Annotated in this window: 18 protein-coding genes; 4 read left to right on the forward strand and 14 right to left on the reverse strand. The window is 40.9% G+C overall.

What is annotated here, in order from left to right; translation table 11 throughout:
- Positions 1-4: 4 nt before the first annotated feature.
- A complete protein-coding gene (locus ACPUYX_RS15520; RefSeq protein WP_426380540.1) occupies positions 5-430 on the reverse strand; it encodes an EamA family transporter in 426 nt (141 codons plus the stop codon).
- A 185-nt stretch (positions 431-615) separates the two neighbouring features.
- Entirely contained in the window at positions 616-3,015 is a 2,400-nt protein-coding gene (locus tag ACPUYX_RS15525) for an ATP-dependent DNA helicase (RefSeq protein ID WP_426380542.1), read from the reverse strand.
- Positions 3,016-3,364: 349 nt separating this feature from the next.
- Between ACPUYX_RS15525 and ACPUYX_RS15530 the strand changes: the two genes are divergently transcribed.
- The 3 genes from ACPUYX_RS15530 to ACPUYX_RS15540 are packed head-to-tail and all read left to right on the forward strand — an operon-like array spanning position 3,365 to position 6,769.
- Positions 3,365-4,564, forward strand: coding sequence for a heparan-alpha-glucosaminide N-acetyltransferase domain-containing protein (locus ACPUYX_RS15530; protein WP_426380543.1), 1,200 nt, complete (start codon positions 3,365-3,367; stop codon positions 4,562-4,564).
- A gap of 46 nt (positions 4,565-4,610) precedes the next feature.
- Positions 4,611-5,489, forward strand: a complete 879-nt coding sequence (locus ACPUYX_RS15535) for a phosphatase PAP2 family protein (protein WP_426380544.1) — start codon at positions 4,611-4,613, stop codon at positions 5,487-5,489.
- Positions 5,490-5,548: 59 nt separating this feature from the next.
- Positions 5,549-6,769, forward strand: coding sequence for a DUF438 domain-containing protein (locus ACPUYX_RS15540; protein WP_426380545.1), 1,221 nt, complete (start codon positions 5,549-5,551; stop codon positions 6,767-6,769).
- 401 nt (positions 6,770-7,170) lie between these two features.
- Here the strand turns inward: ACPUYX_RS15540 and ACPUYX_RS15545 are convergent, their stop codons facing one another.
- The 3 genes from ACPUYX_RS15545 to ACPUYX_RS15555 all read right to left on the reverse strand — a co-directional run bounded on the left by ACPUYX_RS15545 (position 7,171) and on the right by ACPUYX_RS15555 (position 11,104).
- Positions 7,171-8,481: a DUF362 domain-containing protein gene (locus ACPUYX_RS15545; RefSeq protein ID WP_426380546.1), complete on the reverse strand. Its 1,311-nt coding sequence runs from the start codon at positions 8,479-8,481 to the stop codon at positions 7,171-7,173.
- A 33-nt stretch (positions 8,482-8,514) separates the two neighbouring features.
- The gene (locus tag ACPUYX_RS15550; RefSeq protein WP_426380547.1) at positions 8,515-9,438 is read right to left on the reverse strand and encodes an MBL fold metallo-hydrolase; all 924 of its coding nucleotides are present in this window, start codon (positions 9,436-9,438) and stop codon (positions 8,515-8,517) included.
- A gap of 259 nt (positions 9,439-9,697) precedes the next feature.
- Positions 9,698-11,104 carry a sigma-54 interaction domain-containing protein gene (locus tag ACPUYX_RS15555; protein ID WP_426380548.1) on the reverse strand — a complete coding sequence of 469 codons (1,407 nt, stop codon included), beginning with the start codon at positions 11,102-11,104 and terminating at the stop codon, positions 9,698-9,700.
- A gap of 293 nt (positions 11,105-11,397) precedes the next feature.
- Between ACPUYX_RS15555 and ACPUYX_RS15560 the strand changes: the two genes are divergently transcribed.
- Positions 11,398-12,261 carry a hypothetical protein gene (locus ACPUYX_RS15560; RefSeq protein WP_426380549.1) on the forward strand — a complete coding sequence of 288 codons (864 nt, stop codon included), beginning with the start codon at positions 11,398-11,400 and terminating at the stop codon, positions 12,259-12,261.
- Between the two features lie 266 nt (positions 12,262-12,527).
- Here the strand turns inward: ACPUYX_RS15560 and ACPUYX_RS15565 are convergent, their stop codons facing one another.
- From ACPUYX_RS15565 to ACPUYX_RS15605, 9 genes are all read right to left on the reverse strand, one after another.
- Positions 12,528-13,316 (reverse strand): enoyl-CoA hydratase/isomerase family protein, encoded by a 789-nt coding sequence (locus ACPUYX_RS15565; RefSeq protein WP_426380550.1) that lies wholly within the window; start codon positions 13,314-13,316, stop codon positions 12,528-12,530.
- A gap of 96 nt (positions 13,317-13,412) precedes the next feature.
- Entirely contained in the window at positions 13,413-14,189 is a 777-nt protein-coding gene (locus ACPUYX_RS15570) for an alpha/beta fold hydrolase (RefSeq protein WP_426380551.1), read from the reverse strand.
- Positions 14,190-14,302: 113 nt separating this feature from the next.
- A complete protein-coding gene (locus ACPUYX_RS15575; protein ID WP_426380552.1) occupies positions 14,303-15,775 on the reverse strand; it encodes a 4-hydroxyphenylacetate 3-hydroxylase family protein in 1,473 nt (490 codons plus the stop codon).
- A 222-nt stretch (positions 15,776-15,997) separates the two neighbouring features.
- The gene (locus ACPUYX_RS15580) at positions 15,998-16,411 is read right to left on the reverse strand and encodes a MaoC family dehydratase (protein WP_426380553.1); all 414 of its coding nucleotides are present in this window, start codon (positions 16,409-16,411) and stop codon (positions 15,998-16,000) included.
- On the reverse strand, positions 16,408-16,806 hold the full coding sequence (locus tag ACPUYX_RS15585) for an FAS1-like dehydratase domain-containing protein (RefSeq protein WP_426380554.1): 399 nt from the start codon (positions 16,804-16,806) through the stop codon (positions 16,408-16,410). Before ACPUYX_RS15585 ends, ACPUYX_RS15580 begins: the two co-directional genes overlap by 4 nt.
- Before the next feature lie 42 nt (positions 16,807-16,848).
- Positions 16,849-17,046 carry a hypothetical protein gene (locus tag ACPUYX_RS15590; protein WP_426380555.1) on the reverse strand — a complete coding sequence of 66 codons (198 nt, stop codon included), beginning with the start codon at positions 17,044-17,046 and terminating at the stop codon, positions 16,849-16,851.
- 19 nt (positions 17,047-17,065) lie between these two features.
- The gene (locus ACPUYX_RS15595) at positions 17,066-17,653 is read right to left on the reverse strand and encodes a hypothetical protein (RefSeq protein ID WP_426380556.1); all 588 of its coding nucleotides are present in this window, start codon (positions 17,651-17,653) and stop codon (positions 17,066-17,068) included.
- A gap of 37 nt (positions 17,654-17,690) precedes the next feature.
- On the reverse strand, positions 17,691-17,987 hold the full coding sequence (locus ACPUYX_RS15600) for a 4Fe-4S dicluster domain-containing protein (protein ID WP_426380557.1): 297 nt from the start codon (positions 17,985-17,987) through the stop codon (positions 17,691-17,693).
- A 13-nt stretch (positions 17,988-18,000) separates the two neighbouring features.
- Positions 18,001-18,834 (reverse strand): 4Fe-4S binding protein, encoded by an 834-nt coding sequence (locus ACPUYX_RS15605; protein WP_426380558.1) that lies wholly within the window; start codon positions 18,832-18,834, stop codon positions 18,001-18,003.
- Between the last annotated feature and the right edge of the window lie 123 nt (positions 18,835-18,957).

Consider the following 18,957-nt stretch of genomic DNA (forward strand, 5'->3'; position numbering starts at 1 on the left):
GTTCCTAGATGTTAATCAGGATCAATCCGGCAATGCACAAAAAAGCTCCTAAAAGTTTATACAACGAAAACCCTTCCTGAAAGAACAGTATACCAATAGGGATAAGGATAACGGCCAGAATAATGTTGGCAACTAATGAGCCAAGCCCAATATCCCAACCGACACGATAAGCAATCAAATACCCTACCTCTAGCCCAACAATCGCAATTCCTAATGCAAAGCTGGTCCAATTCAATTTTGAAAACGACTCCAGAAATCCCTTATCGGATTTATAAATGAAGCCTGCTGCGACCGTTAATAAAGCAGCCGTTGTATAGGTGATCAGCAGCGCTGAAAAAGGGTTGACATTCTGAGGGGTAGTTTTTTGAACTAAATTATAAACGACATTTGAGAGTACAATAAGAACTATAGGAAGTATATATTCCAACATAACTAAGCCTCATTTCTATACTAACATGTTAATTTACGGTACATCCCTTAATCGACGTTCTTTAAGAAGTGAACTCGTTCAGCTACAGATGAACATTGGGGCCACTCCCATTTGAAGTGGGAGTCTCAAGATTAGATAAACCTTGAATCCTACAACTTATCTCAAATCCTTACAATTGATTTCAATTATAACGTTTCATTGTCCTTTATAGGAACCATTGGAAGCCAAAAGTTCCCGATTGATTGTTGAATAGCCTGAATATCGGTCACGTATCGAATATTCTTCCATTCGGATGGGAGCAATCTTTTGTACTTCGGCTGAGCAAAACGTTCATCAATTAATACAACGACGCCTCTATCCTCTTCCGTACGGATAACTCGGCCGACTGCCTGCAGCACCTTGTTGATTCCGGGATATATATAGGAAAATTCAAAGCCTTCATGACTTACTTTTTCATAATAGTTGCGTATTATCTCTCGTTCAAATCCAACCTGGGGCAGGCCAACTCCCACCACTATGGCACCTGAGAGACGGTCACCCATTAAATCTATACCTTCGCCGAAGATTCCGCCCATCAAGGCAAAGCCTACCAGTGTTTCTTGGGGATGTTCACTAAAACTTGCCAAAAATTCCTCCCGTTCCTCCTCCGGCATTCCTAACCTTTGCTGAATTACCTTAACTAAAGGATTTTGCGCTTGAAATCTCAGATAGACCTCTTGCAAATAATCATAAGAAGGAAAGAAAACAAGATAGTTCCCCTCTTTAGGCAAGGTGACAGCGGCGATGGTTTCGGCAATTTGTTCATAACTAAACGCTCGCTGCCGATACTTGGTAGAGATGCTTTTGTGAATCATTACGTGCAAATTCTCAGCAGGAAAGGGTGACGATAATCTCAATTTAAACGAGGTCTCCTCTCCGCCCAAAACATTCATAAAATAATCCATCGGGCTCAGAGTGGCTGAAAATAAAATTGAGGCCCTTCCTCTTTCTAAGGCTTCTCTCAAACGAACAGATGGGTCGAGGCAAAACAGCTTAATTCTTAAGTCTCCCTGAGATTGCAGACAGGTGACGTAATGTGAGTCAAAACTTTCTGCAGTTCTGAGGAAGGTTAGGGCCTGAAAATAAAGATCCAAAAGCTGTTCCTGCCATACATACGTTTGATCTTTATATTTCAGAAATAGTTCAACCGCTTTAACAAAATGCCGTAAACCCTTAATTAAGTTATTGGGCAGCTCCTTTTCTATGCCCTCTCCTTTCGAATTATCAGCCAAGCAAGCTTTTTTTTCTTTAATTAAAGCCATGTTAACTCGTGCTAAACTTTTAGACAGTTTCGGATCATCCCCTTTGGTAAGTCGTTTAAGCTCGAGCCAATTTTCCTTTCGTATCTCTGCCGAGAACATCTCCCGAGAACGCTCCACTAAATTATGGGCCTCATCGACTAAAAAGGTATAATCTCCTCCGTCAAGAAAAAATCGTTTCAAATAAACCCGAGGATCGAACACATAATTATAGTCTCCTATAACCACATCAGCCCAAGCTGCCATTTCTAAAGAAAATTCGAAAGGACAGATGGAATGCTTACGGGCATAATCCTCAAGCACTTGACGAGTCCATGATTCTTCAGCAAAAATATCTTCCGCCGCCCCACGAAGGCGGTCATAGTAGCCTTTGGCAAAAGGGCATTCCTCCGGCAAACACGAAGATTCCGGCAGAAAACACACCTTCTTTTTAGCAGTGAGCGTAAGCCGTTTAATTTTTAATCCTCGGGCCTGTAAATCCGTCAAAGCCCTTTCCGCCACAATTCGTGTAATTGTTTTGGCAGTCAGATAAAAAATCTGAACCGTTAAACCTTCCCCCATCGCTTTGATGGCAGGGAATAAAGTCCCCATAGTTTTGCCGATACCGGTAGGAGCTTGGGCAAAAAGTATCTTGCCGGATTTAATCGTCTGATAAACGCCTACGGCCAACTCCCGCTGTCCCTTCCGATAAACACTAAAAGGAAATTGCAGTTCCTGAATACTTGAATTACGAAGGCTATACCAATCTTGAAGCCGGCAAGCCCAAACAAGATATTTCTCTCCCAAATTAACAAAAAACTCCGATAGTTGTTCAAAAGCAAACGATCTGTTAAATTTTCTTATTTCAGCAGTGTCAAGCTGATAATAAGTAAGCTGAACTTCCATCGTTTCTATGCCTTCCTGGGCAGCGTACATAAAGGCATAACACTTTGCTTGAGCCCAATGCATGTCGCTTATTGATTCATCAATTAAAGTTAAATCCATAGCCGTTGTTTTTATTTCGTCGACACAAACTCCAGATTCCCTTTTCAGGATCCCATCCGCTCTCCCCTTTACTTCCAGGCAGATATCTTCTTCGACACCTCTGATGATCTGCTTCTCCTTAGGAACATAAAGATAGGACAGCGTTACTTCTGGTTGGTAGTCCGTGCCGCTTTGCCTTTGAACGAACTGATGTGCTTTTATGCCATCTTGAGTCCGAGCAGCCCCAATGGCAGCCGGCTTCAAGTCTCCCTTCTTAAGTACGAATTCAACTAATTCTCGTACAGATACTTTTACAATCTTCAATTTAATAATCCTTCCAAATGAACTCGCTCAGCTAAAGCTGAACGTAGGGGCCTCAGTGACGAAAGCGCCTAGCCCATAACAAATGCTATCGCGCTGAAGGATGGACTCTACCCCCACCGAAGCGTAGTGGGAGTATCACGATTGGACAAATAACCTTCTTCTCTGAAATTCGACGAAGACTTTTTGAATCCTTTAAAGAGCAAAAGTTCCCAGTTCTCAAAAGATCGCAGCATTTTTATCTTCACCAATTCTTGATAACTTGTTCATTGTTTACGTAAATTTTCAATTTTATTGGGGAGTATAATTGATAGCCGGAGGCCTTGAGGAAAAACGAAATGAGATGATAATTATGAGGCTACGGTTTTTAGATCGTACACGCGGCTTAATTATGCTTTTTATGGCCCTAGATCATGCTTTATATTTTTGGAGCGGTGGACGAGTGAATAATGAAGGATTGCCACTCCTCATGAACGGGATTGTAACATTTAATCCCATAGGAAGTGCAAGTCTTCTTGGCTTACTCGTCATGTTCTTATCCAGCCTATGTGCTCCCGGATTTCTTTTTATCGCCGGATATGTTTTAGCCCTTTCTGTAAAAAAGCGACAGACCTTGGGCGCTTCAAATTGGAGTATTGACAAATATTTACTGAAACGGGGACTTGTTCTTATAGGACTACAGCTTTTTATTGCTTCCCCAGCTTTCAATCTTCCTCTATTTGTTCAAGCACAATCGTTATTCTCCGTCCTTACACCGGGGACCTTTTTCTCCTTTAGTGTCTTATCCGCCATTGGCCTGGGGTTTATTGTTCTTGTGGCGGGTCGTAGAATTTCACCTTGGAAACTCTTTAGCTTAACCGGTTTGCTCTATATATTCAGTCAGCTATTTTTGCCGTCTGTTGTAAGAAACTTTCCTTTCCATCAAGCACTCTATAAAGCCCTTCAGACTATTTTGCTTCTTCCCGTACCATTCTCTTCAACCTTATTAGTGAATAATAATTTCCCCTTGATTCCTTGGCTTTTGCCGATGATCCTGGGGTGGTTGTACGGACAGACTTATCAAGAAGAACGAGGCCTGACTTATGAGGCAAAAAGGTTTGCGTTGTCGGGTTTATGCAGTTTAACTTTTTTCTTTGTTTTACGCTTTCTGGGAGTGGGTGATTATCTTAGACCCGACGGGACTTTACAGGGCTTCTTCGGACTTTCCAAATACCCGCCAAGTATCACTTTTTTCCTTCTCTACCTTGGGCTTGTCTTCTTGTTGAGTTATTTCTTTTTCAGATTGTCTCAGACTTCTAAGTTAGGTCAGGTATTGGAAAAGTTCGGACAATCACCACTTTTCTTTTATAACGCTCACCTCTGGCTTTATGCCGCAATACCGGCAGTTCTGGTCCGTTTTAATTGCCTTTCTCTCTTAGCGGGAGTTGTGATCTGGATTCTGGGTATTGTAATCCTTTACCCGCTCAATCTTAAATACCAAGCATGGAGAATAGCGCATAAATCTAGTTATTTAACCAAAACTTATTCAGTCGGAACCCGACTGCACTGGTAAACTTGGCAATTTCACCATAAGTTTGGGAAAGGACTGATTCATACCCATGATTTCTTCAATGGATCTAAAAACAACGCGTTGGGTTAACTGGTCCAAAAAAAACCTTTTGCGTTTCTGTTTAGTGGCTGTCATACTGTTCGTTTTCATTGCCCCCAATCGTCCTGCTCATTATTCCTATCTTTTGTTAGTCGGAGCTTTCTGGAATATTGAACCTGATCGTTTATCTGTTTCTTGGCAGCGGTTTTTGGTTATCGGTATACCTTTAGTATTGTTCCCAATTCTGATGTGGCAATATTTCCCTCCGGTTTGGAATGACATTGTCTATTGGCAACTGGGAACTCGCGTACATCTGTTGGACTTAGATGCTTTCTTTAAGTCGATTCCCGGAAATAACGGCTGGATTTTTCGAGTTCTTAAAACTCCATGGCTGACAAGCTATTTCCGCTGGATTTACGCTAATGGTTTTACGCTTCCTGTACTCATTCCAATTTATCGCTCCTTTTGGGCTAAAGACTCTTTAAAAATGATTCGCTACAGCTTGTCGGCCCATGTTTTACAGTTTCTCTTAATTTTCCCTTTCTATTTAACAATTCACGTTAATGAAGTTTGGTATGTCTTAGGACAGCCCGACGGCATGGCCCGTAACCTTTCAGCAGCAGACGCCGCCGTCGTGGTAGTAAATTGTTTCCCTTCAATGCACACCTCAATAGCGTTTGCCATGCTGCTCTTAGCTTGGAGAGAAAAAGATAAACTCTTTCGTTGGATTTGGACGTTCTTTTGCCTTTCGATTATCTACTCAACACTCTATCTGGAAATTCATTGGATTACTGATGTCATTGCAGGCATTCTTTTAGCCCTAAGTACGGTTAAATTAGGAGATTGGCTTATCCTAAAAGTCGGCCAGCGGTGGAAGAAGAATGCATGAAAACCTCTCAATTGTCACAACCTTTAAGAGATAAGGTTTAAGGCGAAAGGAGAGATACTATGAGCGAACTCATAGGAAATCATCAACAACGGCGAGAAACCCTCAAGCAAATCATCCGTGACATTCACCAGAATAAAAATCCCCAGGAACTGAAAGAGAGATTTCGTGAGCTCCTATCTGACGTTGGCGCAACAGAGATCGCTGCTTTAGAACAGGAGCTTATCCAGGAAGGCTTACCGGAAAAGGAAATTCAAAGCCTCTGTGATGTTCATGTATCTGTCTTTGAGGACAGTCTTGGCCAACAACCGAAATCTCAAGAACAAGGCGGCCATCCCATTCAAACCTTTCGTAAAGAAAACCATGCTATTGCAGGCGTAATTCAAGAGCTGCGGCCCCTTCTGGAACAACTTCTTGATTCAACCCAAGGAACTATTCCCGAAGAAGATCTGAATAAATGGCAAGTCCTTCACCACCAATTGCTTGAACTTGAAAAGCATTACAGTCGTAAAGAGAATATTCTTTTTGCTTATCTCGAAAAGCATGGGGTAAGCGGGCCCCCTAAAGTAATGTGGGGAATCCATGACGAGATCAGGGCTCAGCTCAAACATATTTCCCAAAATATGTTAGACCGTTTGCCCGATAAACAGTCTTTGCTGGACTTAGTTCAGACTACCGCTTTGCCTGTTCTAAAAGCTATCGAAGATATGATCTATAAGGAAGAGAATATTTTATTTCCGATGAGTATGGAAACCTTAACTGAGGCGGAATGGGCGGCAGTGGCAGAACAGAGCGGGGAGATCGGCTATACGCTGATTCAGCCAGACAAAGGTTGGGTTCCAGCCGCACCTCCTGAACCGACCGTTGTGTCTAGTCAGCTTCTTTCGTTTCCAACTGGCGGGTTGTCTTTAGAACAAATAAGTCTTATTTTTAACCACCTGCCGGTAGATATCACCTTTGTGGATGAATCTGATATTGTTCGCTATTTCTCCTTGGGCAAAGAACGTATTTTTCAACGCAGTAAAGCGATTATTGGCCGAAATGTTAAAGATTGTCATCCACCGGATAGTGTGCACATTGTTAACAAAATCGTGCAGGATTTTAAAAGCGGTCAGCGCGATACCGCTGAATTCTGGTTACATATGAACAACATGTATGTTTACATACAATATTTTGCCCTACGGGATGAAAAGGGCACCTACCGCGGTACTATTGAAGTCACCCAAGATATCCAGAAGTTACAACATATCCAGGGAGAAAAACGGATTTATTCCGAGGAATAAATCCCAAACAACGAACGAGGAATGCTCTTTATGTGCTTTCCTGTCCGTTGTTTAAAGCTTAACTGGTCACCGCCGTTTGCAGGTTAGCTGTTTCTTCCTCGACAAGCTGACATTTTCTCAGCCCAATAATCAGAAGATCTACTGCTAAAGAATCCAACCTTTATGAAGTAGTTAAAAATTCACAAGTAATTGTTACAATATCGCAACATATTGACCAACTAATTGTATACATAATATACAAATCTTAATTCTGAACCGCGTTACAAAAATCCCAAACCTAATTGCTTAAAAAAGAGCCCGAAAGGCATTAATAACGTCCTTTCGGGCTCTTTCTTTTGCACTAACAGCTCCTCTATTGTTAGGTAACACTACTAGATGTTCACTAATTATTTCACAGGGTATTATTCTATAGACCAATCAGAAAGCTGATAATTCGCATCGCTTTTGTAACGATCCATCAAATAATGGCGAAAGCGAACATATTCCTTATAGTCACATTCAATTCCTTCTTGGGCAAGAATATCAACAAATCTATTAAGATCAGGCGGACATCCCCAAATCGTAATTGCCTTATTAATATTCGGATTATCTTTATTCAGGTGGCAAGCACATTTGCCGAAAAGGACAGACTTTTTAAATCCCGGTGATGCCAATTGCTTCTTTCCGGAAACCACTTCAACATTAGGAAACGGCTGACCTTTATAGGCTGAAGAAAAGAGAATCAACATCGGATTGTATTGCACGGAACATCCTGTACACAGCGTGCTGTCGTATTTGCGAATCGCTAAACCTGAAATGCCTCGTTTTTCAAATCCTGCCGGTCCGGTATCTTCTTGTGACCATTCCCAATCATACTCTACATATTCCCGATATTTTTCAAGGGCTTCCCCTTTTATATCGTAATCAGCTAGATCCATGCTGTACCCATGACGGTTCGCATAAACACTTAGATGCTCAACTTCATTTACGGGATAACCGAGAATAGCCGCACCCACTAGATCACTGGCAAAGGGATCACGCGAAGATATGAGCAAATTTTTGCGGAAGGCTCTTCCTGTAGGGCCTGGTCCTTTCTCTAAGGTGTATAGACCATCAATAACCGTCAAAGCTACAGGAAGTTTTTCTATAATACGGGGAAACATAAGGCTGAGTTCCTGATTATCGATACCATGGCAGAGCTGTTTTGACTTTCTATGAAGACATCCTTTTAAATTCTTAATTCCCAGAGAAACTTTAGCTTGATTGTGCGTTTTTAATACAGGTACGTTAATAATTTTATCTGCTTCTAAAGCTTGTTTGGCTATATCTAGCGTTAAGCCTTCTCCATAGTCAATCGTTTTAAATGCTTCTTGATTAAAATCTGCAAGCTTTACCCCATATCTTTGCACCAATTTTTGATAGCCCAAGGCTTCGAAAACAGCTTCACTCTTAGGATTAAATACGGGCAAAGCACCTTCGCCAATTGTCAGTTTACTGAACCCATGCTCAGCAAGAACGCGAACTAAAGCTTCGATCACAATACTTGTCGTTACGACACCGAAAGGAGGAAATGGCAAGTCAAAATCCCAGCTGACAATATTAGGCTTAATTAAAATCTCATCATTGGTATCCAAGTCCGCTAGGCCATCACACAAATTTATACTTTCAAGAAGAGACTCATAAACACCCTTTACTTTGACAATCGATACGGTCGGTTTATCTTGTTTATCCATTTAACTCCCTCAATTCATAATAGAGTAAAATCATCAGGCATAGGCCTTATATTTACCATTAGGATTCATAATAACCCTTCCTTGCTTGGCTAAACGCTGCAGATGCTTTTCTAACATGGTCTGCTCAAAAAATCGATATACTTTTTGGGGTTCAGGGTAGCGTTTAAAAATAATCTTCTTGTCCAGAAGATCTGTCATTCCTCTTGGAATTTGTAGATGTTTAAGAATAGTTTCGTCTCGTTGATTAATCATTTCAGCATAACTCTTTAGTCTCTCAGTAATATTGTCGGAAATAATTCCTTCATGACTGGATACTATCACTTTAGGTTTTAAGTCGATTAGTCGATTAATGGAATCAACAAATTCCTCGAGATCAGAAAGCACATTACCATACCATGGGCCAAAAGGTGAAAGATCTATGTCTCCTGAAAACAAAAGGCTTGAATGAGGCTCAAGGAGTGCAATATGCCCTTGAGTGTGGCCCGGCGTATGAATAACCTTTAAGGAAATCTCTCCAAACCTCAAGACCTCACCGTCTTTAAGTTCTCTATGCACAATTTGATTTACCGGCCCGCCTGGAAAGTAATCCGGATTGGGGAAAGCGGAAAGTTCACCATAACCCGAATAGGCCATAAATTTATTGAGAGAACGAATTGGGGGAGCATCATAAGCATGTGCCCAAATCTCGGCCTCTGGAAAATACTTATTTCCATAAGCATGGTCCAAATGAAAATGAGTGTTTATGATGATATCGATCCTGCCTTTTTCCAAAATCTTTTTGCGCCGGCTGGGTCCAAAGCCAGTATCAACCAGAACCCTTTTGTCCCCATCAATCAAGAGACCATTACTGTATGGAAACCGTCCCCCTTGCTCACCTGAAACAAAATATAACTGGGGCAGTAAATTAATAAACATCACTTCATTCATACTAATCGCAGTTCTCACCTTCAGCAGCATTAAAACTCTCCGCCGAAGGAAAAGTGCCTGCTTATCCTCCTTAAAAATAGTATCGTTTTTTCGTTGCCTCACAAGGGGATATTTTATTTACTAAATATTGCAAGATACGTGCCAATTGCGACTCAAGTAAAAATCTATAAAGAATCCAAACTCTTTAATATCGAGTTTGGATTGTGTATGAATTTTATACAGTTTTCGAAGTACAAAGGTATTGAAAGCGCACATTCTAAAGCTAAAGCGTAAAACTTTGAGGCCACTCCTATAGCTTTTCCTCAATATCATACCTGCGTAATTTGTCATAAAAGGCCCGTCTCGAAATCCCTAAGACTTCCATAGTCTTTGTTCGATTATTGTTATTGTTAGCCAGAGCAGAGGCTATAAGTTCCTTTTCCACTCTCGCTACAATTTCTTTTAAATTATAAGTCCTATCCTTTAAATCAGAGGGTTGATTATTCATAGGGATAATATTGGCAGGTAAGTGGTGGATTTCAATGGTAGACCCATTGCACACAATGCTTGCATGTTCCAGAACATTTTGCAGTTCGCGAATATTGCCCGGCCAGTTATAATTTTGGAAGATTCTTAATACCTGAGGAGCCAAGCTTAACTCATGCCCAACCTCCCGCGAAAACTGATCAAGGAAGGTTTGGGTCAACGCTATTAAATCATCTTTTCGTTCACGCAGTGGGTTAAGATTCAGGGGAACAATATTTAAGCGGTAATAAAGATCTTTCCGAAACGTTTTTTCGGCAATCATCGTTTCTAAGTCACGATTAGTTGCTGCTATTACTCGTATGTCAACCTTAATCGTCGCTGATCCTCCAACTCTTTCGAATTCCTTTTCTTGTAGAACTCTAAGCAATTTGGCTTGCATTGTTAAGCTCATATCTCCAATTTCATCCAAAAAAATTGTCCCGCTGTGAGCTAGTTCAAATTTTCCGAGTTTGCCCCCCTTTTTGGCACCCGTATATGCTCCTTCTTCATATCCAAACAATTCGCTTTCTATTAAGCTCTCCGGTATTGCTGCGCAATTTACTTTTATTAGAGGTTTGTTTTTACGTCGGCTAGCGTTATGAACTGCTTTGGCCAGTACTTCCTTTCCCACACCACTCTCCCCGCGAATCAAGACCGTACTGTCCGTTCGAGCTACCTTCGCTGCCAATATTAAGGTTTCTTTCACATTGCGGTTTTGCCCAACATATTCCTTAAACGACAACGGCAGTTGTTCCCATTGGTCCAACTGCTCTTTTAAATAATCCGCAACGCCCTTTGTTTGCTGCAATTCACGGTTAAGCTCAAGTTCTTCGGTAACATTTTTAAATGTTGAAATGCATCCGATAATTTGTTTCCCCTTATACAAAGGAAACGCGCTGCCTATAACATCGATGCCAAGAGACTTCAAATGCTCTGAGCCTTTTATAGATTTTCCACTGTGAAGAGCTTTAATAGCTGCAGAATCGGGTTCAATTTTGTCCAGTCTGCGGCCCAGGACTTTTTCCACAGGAACCCCTAGGATTCTGGCATAGGCTTCATTGACATAGACAATTGTTGTGTGGGAATCAATAACCAATACCACGTCATGAATATTATCGAGGATTTTGAACAACAGTTCTTGATCCCAACGTGGAAAATCGATTGTAGTGACAGCATGAATTCCTGCACTCATGAAATTCCCCCATTTTTGTATCATTTGTAAACATTATACTAAAGGTAAGCAAGTGAAGTAAAGATTAATGCCAAAATATTTTAAACATTCTAACTATTACGGGCCAAACTAGCGTGCCTCGCCAAATAAGTTTCGATGCGAACATACTCCCACCACTTATGTGGTTAAATAGCGTTTGATGCTCTGGATTTTTATGCTAAATTAGAATAAATATTGTTTGCCCCAAAAACTAATTCATTAATCTGGAAATGCCGATATTAAAATTGACAACTATTTCTTTAGGAGGAAAATATATGTCTATCGGTAGTTTGCAATCTTATCCACCACTTTCTTATGACCAAACCAATACTTTGTTACAGCGCAACAAACTTGATACTACTTCAACGATTAATCAAAATGATATCTCTCATGAAAAATTCTTAGAAGGTTTTCATCTTAACCCAGACAAGATCGACTTATCATTGCCAGCCAAAAACTCAAATGGGATAACCTTAAATTTGTTGGATGACAGTCCTAACATCATTGATAGCAGTAATTTTGAATCCTTTTTAAATAATATGCAAGGTTTAAATAAGGATCAGATTTCTCAACTACAAAGCGCATTGAGTGCTGCATCTGAAACGATGAACAACAGCCAAACGGTTGGCGGTACTTATGGTATGCGCATTAGTCAAACGAATTTGGAATTCAAATACATATCCCAAAACCTAATACCGGAACAATATCAACAACAATTCAATTCATTCGTAGATAATTACACGAATCAATTGTCAACTAATTACGTAAACCTTTTAAAAGGTTTCGCAGATCAACTTGCTAATACAACCGATCCCGTACTTATTAAAACTGGTTGGAAGGATAAAGGAACAAAGATGCAAGATGATTTAGAAAATAGTTCCTATTCTTTCCAAACGTCGGCAAATCAGTATCAGAGTCTATTTAACAGCGTTAATGTCACAGATTCCGACACCTTAAAGAATCAATTAGATTCTGTGTATAAAACCATATTATCAAATTACACACCTGATTCTGACGGTGCTTCTCGCTCCGATATTGTAAATGAGATAAAATATCTTTCTAATAGTTGGAATACATTTATGGATGCTGTCGGTGACCAAAAAAATAAGCTTACTACATCTGTCGATCTTCACGCTTAGCTTAGCCATACTTACTATACTTTAATTTACTTTAATTACCTCGGTTTATCTATCTCAACTCAACTTAAACTTAACCTAACCAACCAATCAGAATTAACATAACATGTCTAAAAAGAATCTTGGATCGATGAATCGCCCAAAGATTCTTTTTATTTTGTCGCAATTTACAATCATAGTCTTCTTCTTTTAAAAACTTAACTTAGGCAAATAACAACTAATGCACTGTTGTGACTAATAATGTACATCGACCATTGAAATGATAAAGATCAGTTACCTGTAAAACTGGGTTTTCTTTTATCGAAAAATGCAGAGATTGCCTCTTTAATATCCTTTGTCCCGCAGCAATAGGTTGATTGGGCTTGTTCAAATAAGAGACCTGCAGCCACACTACTTTCTTCAGCAAGATTAATGCCTTTCTTAGCAAAAGCAATACTGGAAGGAGGAAATCCAGACATTCTCTGAGCAAGACGGATGGTAACCTCACGCAGTTTTTCAACAGGAACAACTTTCTCCACAAGCCCAATTTGCAGAGCCTCTTGAGCCCCTATCTCCTCACAAGCCATTATAAGTCTCTTAGCCTGCCCTGTTCCAACAAGTTTTGTTAAGCGCGTTGTCCCTCCCATATCGGGGGATAACCCTAGTTTGACCTCCGGTAAACTTAATCTAAGGTTTTCTGCGGCAATTCTAATGTCACATCCTAACATTAATTCTACTGCCGAACCAAAACAAAATCCTTGCACCCCAATCACTACCGGTATTGAAAGGGTTTGCCAGAAACCATATAGTCCTTGTAACCAGGTTAAAGCTGCTTTCACTTTTTCCGAACTAACTTCCTGGAGAAATTTCAGATCGATCCCCGCGGAAAAGTTGTCACCATTGGCAACAATGGCTAAAGCCCGCAAGTCCTCCATAGTTAGAATTTCCTGTTGCAGGGCTCCCAGTTCGTTAAGAAAATCATCTCCTACGACATTTAGTTTTTCCGCATTATCTAAAATAATAGCTCCACAATAATCTTGTCTTTCAAATTTAATGATCTCTCCATATTTTCTCTCCATTATGCGTCCGGTATTATAACCAGACTTTCACCTCTTATCCTTTATTTTTAAACGGATTTTCAAAAAACTAATGAATGGAGTTTATTTTAGCAATAATTAAACATCGGTACTTTCATACGAGGTTAAATTCTCAAGAAAATTCCGGATTGCCGCGTTGACTTCAGTTGCTTTTTCTTGCATACACATATGTCCTGATTCCTTGATAATTCTTAAGTTCGCATTGGTCAGCTTATCGGCCAAAAATTGAGAGTATTTCACCGGGGTCATCACGTCTTCCTCTCCGACGAGAATTAAAGTGGGAACTTGAATTTTTTCTACCTCATCTATTCGATTAAAGGTATTGCAAGCCTGAAAATCAGCCCAAAATACGTTTGCCGGAATCTTCTGCAGTTCTTTCATCTCCTTAGCTTTTTCCTCATCTGACGTTGCGGAACCATATAAATGATCGACATTCTTAAACGGAAACATTCCCGAAGCAGCAGCATCTATGATCCCTTGGCCTACTCTCAGCCTTGCTCCGGTTCCAAGGAGAATCAGCCCAGTCACTTTTCCCGGATAACGTAAAGTAAACTCCTGAGCAATTGCTCCCCCCATGGAATGCCCCGCTAAGGAAAATTTTTCAATACCTAAAGTCTGGACAAAATCATTTAGAAAATCAGCCATTGATGAAATATCTGCTAGCAAACTGCCGCCGGACTTCCCATGCCCGGGCAGATCCAGGACAATCAGGTTTCCTTGCTTTTGTAATCCAGAGATTTGCTTTGACCAGCTTTGGCTTGAGCCTCCGGCACCGTGAATTACAATGAGAGGCAAAAAATCTCCGCCGGCAGATTCATAGAAGATATTTATTCCTTTAACTGATGCATAAGACATTTAGTCAACTCCTCTCAATTGGATATTGTCTATTTTTAACAATTGTAACAAATAATTTTGCTTAAACAAGAGATTCTCCCCTAACTTTTCGCCAGGGGAGCTCTTCTTTGCCTTTATTTCTTCCTCAGTGACATTCCGGCGATCTCACGAACAATGTCCTTCTTTGACTCTAAATCGTATTGAGTGGTAATGGCAATCTGCTCCATGATAGGAGACCCTCCCCCGTGATAATTGCCATATTGCGAAGTGCCTGCATAACCCGAAAGCCCAAAATCGATGAAATTAAGCCAGAATTTAATTTGATCCTCAATAGGAATTTTTGGATTGCGATTTAAGTATTTTTCCAGTAGAGCCTTTGTTTCCGGATTCATCAAATCTTTTTCAAATGGGAAGGTTGCCGGCATTCCGCCCGCTATATTGCATAAGATTTCCTGTTCATGAAACACCGCCTCACCAGTTAGACAGCGCCCAACATTAGCATAAATTGAATTTGGAATGTAACTCCCCGGTCCATAAGGAACCATTCCCATACCGGGCATGTAAACCTCTGGCTTAGCCAAAGCCGAAGCCGTGTACCCGGCTGCATAGCCAAGTTCACCTGTCATGATTAATCTGGAGAGCATTTCGCGCACGTGATGAGTCTTGTCAATACCATTAATGTCTGCTGCCAGGCCTGCCATGCCAATAACATAATCTAATGCTGCCGGTTTACAGCCTGAATAAGAATGACGATGAAATAAGGCAAAAAGCAAGGCCGCAATACCCCCGTGTTGAATCTCCCCGCACAGAAAAACCCGCTCCCAAGGAATAAAACAATCATCAAAAATAATATAGGAGTCTGTATACCCTGTTTCAATTCCCTTTTGAAAAAAATCTCGTTTACGATTCAGATGATAATGAACAACTTGCTTAATCCCCTCATAATCTGAAGGCACCGCAAAACACACTGCATAAGACTCTTCACCTTTTTGCAGAGCTCTGTTCGGAACAACTAAGATTTCATCCGAAATTGAGGCCTCTGAAATATGAACCTTTGAGCCACGAACGATGATCCCATCACTGCGTTCTTCCACAACATGAACATACATGTCGGGATCGATTTGTTCCGCTGGGCGCTTGAGCCGTTCTCCTTTGACATCAGTCTGCGCGCAGCTTGCCACAAGGTCTTCCCTCTGGAACATTTCCAACCACTTGAGGAAATTATCATGATAGGCTGTTTTCGCTTTAGGTGACTTTTGAGCCTCATAAGAAACAGCGTTGATGGCGTTGGCCGCATCAATTCCCATACAACGTTGAATACATCCTCCAACCTTATTGCATAACAAACGAGTCATATCTTGCTTTTTATGCAGGTCTTCGGCATTTTGATGAATATGGTTAAAACGGTTAATAGTTTCCCCTGTAATATGGGAGGTTGCCGTACAAAGGTCTTTGCTGACAGGATCCCAAGCAGAATCAAAGGTCAATCCCATTACATTCAGAGCGCCTTCTTGGCGCGGATCAAGCCTGTCAATTTTTTCTCCGTTTGAATAGAGATTTCTGTTCATTTTGCTTAGCCTTTCTAAATACTGAGCTCTTGTTCTCATCTGGTTTTCCTCCTTCAAATCAAATCAGGAATTTTAACGAAAATCTCTTATATCAATATCTATTTGCAAAATACATGCCAGCATATATTTTTATAAAAAAGCCCCCTTAAGGGTGGTTAACACTCTTAAGGGGGATACAAAATGTATGGAATTCATACACCAGACAATTATCAACCAGGAACTGTAAAGAACACTTTCTCCGGTTACTGCTTCCTTTTTGAATTACTCTAAACTCTGTTTTAATGTTATATGTGCTAAGCCTGACAATACTCTTTCGTCACGCTCATTAAAGGCCGCTAAATCACAGACTAAAACCTTTTCCGAACGTGCCCTTATAAAACCGGAGCACAGGATAGTATCTCCTGGACGCACCATTTGTTCAAAACGAACATCGATTTTCGAAATTATTCCTTCATCTCCAATCCAATCCGTCAGCATTGCCGCCATTTGGGCCATTAATAGCATGCCATGGGCGATGACCCCTCCAAGACCGGCTTGACGAGCATAATTGTCATCTAAGTGGATAGGATTAAAATCCCCGGAAGCTTCGGCATACTGACGGATTTGCATGGGAGTGGGTATCCACTTACGCACAGGCAGCCTTTCTGATACCTGACGATCAGACAAACGTTTCATTGAGCTTCCTCCTTTACCGGTGCAATAATTATAGAACTACTGGAAAAGACTAATTCTCCGGTTAAGTCATACCCAATCGTCTCAAGGATAATAAACGTCATTTTCCCGAGTTTACCGCTTCGATCATAAATATCTTTAACTCGTTTTTTATAGGAAATAGCTTCGCCAATTCGAAGTTGACGATAATAGGTTATTTTTTGTTCACCGTGAATCATCCCGACAATTGGCAATTCAACTCCGGCGATGGAAGCATGCAACAGTGTACCTACGAATGTTGGCGGAACTCGATCATTATAAGGAACTCCCGTAGCCTCGGCAAAACGGCGCACTTCTTCGGGCTTAATCTTTACTACAACCGACTCACTCTCTCTGCCAATTAATTCTTTTCTTAGCAAAAGCCTTCTACCTTCCTTCTTACGATCGATATTCCCGGTAATTTAAAGACTTAATTTTTGTCTCAAGCCAATCAGTTTGTTCTGAACTGCCATTAACTTGGGATCTAATACATTTGCCATCATATACTCATTTAAGGCCTCTGAGAAATTCCCCAATGACTCTTGATAAATCCCCTCTCCGTAATGTCTCAAAGCTAAGCTTTCCGGGTCAATGTCATCGTGGTTATGTCCAATATGCAACTTAAGTCCCCCCCTTTATTCACTGCGGCCGATAGGTAAACTCACAAATCCCCATATTGTCATTAGTGCAAGTTATATCTAATGTTATTCCGGTTTTTTCGGCTGCAGTTTTACTTGCAGCCAAACAAAACATGCCACAATTTTTAACTCCTTTCTCAGCAAGAAGTTTGCTTAAACTGCAGTCGTAACTGCGCACGTTCAATGTCCTGGTGGTTGCCTCCGTGACCGTCCAGGCATCTCGGGGACGCAGCGTAAGTATTCCCAATTCAATGTACCTCTCAAATACATGGGGAAAACGTATACCGGTTTGTTGGGCAACTTTTTCAATCATCGCAGCAGTTCGATCCTGAAATCTTTCAGAATCAGCTTCTTTGATTAAAATAGTCATGAATTTTGTTCCTTGGCTAGACAAGGACTCTTCTCCGGCGTTAGTTACTTGATTAAGCATATTTTCTATCGAAAAATCTTCATTAACTTTATAAATCAATTCCTTAGGCATATCATAAACATAGTCTTGTCCCGGGTTTATCTTCAAACGTCGATTTGGTGCCACCTCGACACTGGGGTTACCCTTGATTTTTTGCAAGGCCTTAAAATCCAAAGCCATACCCTACTCCTCCATCCTGAAATAGCTTAGTGTACAACTAACGTTCCTTTAATTGAGCTGCTCGTTCTTCCCGAAACTTACGGGCTAATTGTTCACGAGGGACAAAGTTAAGCTGAACAGCATTTACAGGACATACCTTTACACAATCACCGCAACCGGAACACTTATCATAATAGCGGCCAAAAATTTTATACTCACGAGAATCGCTTTCCCGACCTTTCCATACTTTGGTAGGCCCACAGACAAAAACAACAGAAGGGCAGGCACTTAAACACTTGCGACAATTTAAGGGATCTCGACATAAAGCATAGTCAATATTTATTTGAGCAATCATTTAACTCCCTCCATTACCAATTTTCCGCTAATCCGGGCATACTTTGCCGATCAAACAATTGTATAGCACCGCTTGGGCAGGCAGTCACACAAAGTCCGCATCCAAAACATTGGTCCAAATCGATATAAGCTTTACTTGTATAGACTTCCAGGTTTAGAGCTTTAAATTGGCAACGCCCTAAACAGCTTTTACATCCCGTGCATTTTTCTCGATCAACCTTGGCTACAAAATGCCCCTTTAATAAAAACTTAAAGTCGTAGTCAATTCTATTCCGAACTGCGACACAACCCGGATATTCACATTGGCATAATCCGCCAATGTAGGGCGTACCAAAAACGTCAACAGTTTGAACACGTCCTTCTTTGTGATTCATCATTGCCCATTCTTTTGCTTCAGCGGGAGTAACAAATTCCACACCACCTCGATAGGTTTCAGGCCAACGCTCCCATTTATACATACCGGGGCCTATCCCCATACAGGTAAAGTTTTCTTCATCAGGCATACCTCGTTGTACACGGCGACATCCACAAGTCATTTTAGCCAAAGGGTAGGCCGTATCTAAAATCTGTAAATATTCGTCCAAGGTAACTACCTGTCCAAAATGTGTTTGATAAGCCTGCTCCAAAGCTTCCCGCTTAATTTCATCTTCCCATTCCCTGTCTCCACTGATCCTCGCTTTCACTAATTCAGCCACCACACCTGCTCCCATTCCCGCAGCTTGGGGGTCTGCATCTGCCCCTGCAGCCTCTTTACCTTCTTTACGAATTTTATAAAGGCGGCGAGCGTAATTTTCTGGATTAAGATACCATTTCCCGCCCTTACCATATTTTTCACATACCCAGCACATTTCGAAATCCCCCTTTTCGCTTAAACTACACATTTCCTCCCCTGTTAATCGAATTAACCATCTACAATGGTATTGCTTGCAATTTATATGCCAACAGTTTAGCTTCACCAAATGACTTAAACT

It is taken from the genome of Desulfosporosinus sp. SYSU MS00001 (genome assembly GCF_049943955.1).
Lineage (GTDB): Bacteria > Bacillota > Desulfitobacteriia > Desulfitobacteriales > Desulfitobacteriaceae > Desulfosporosinus.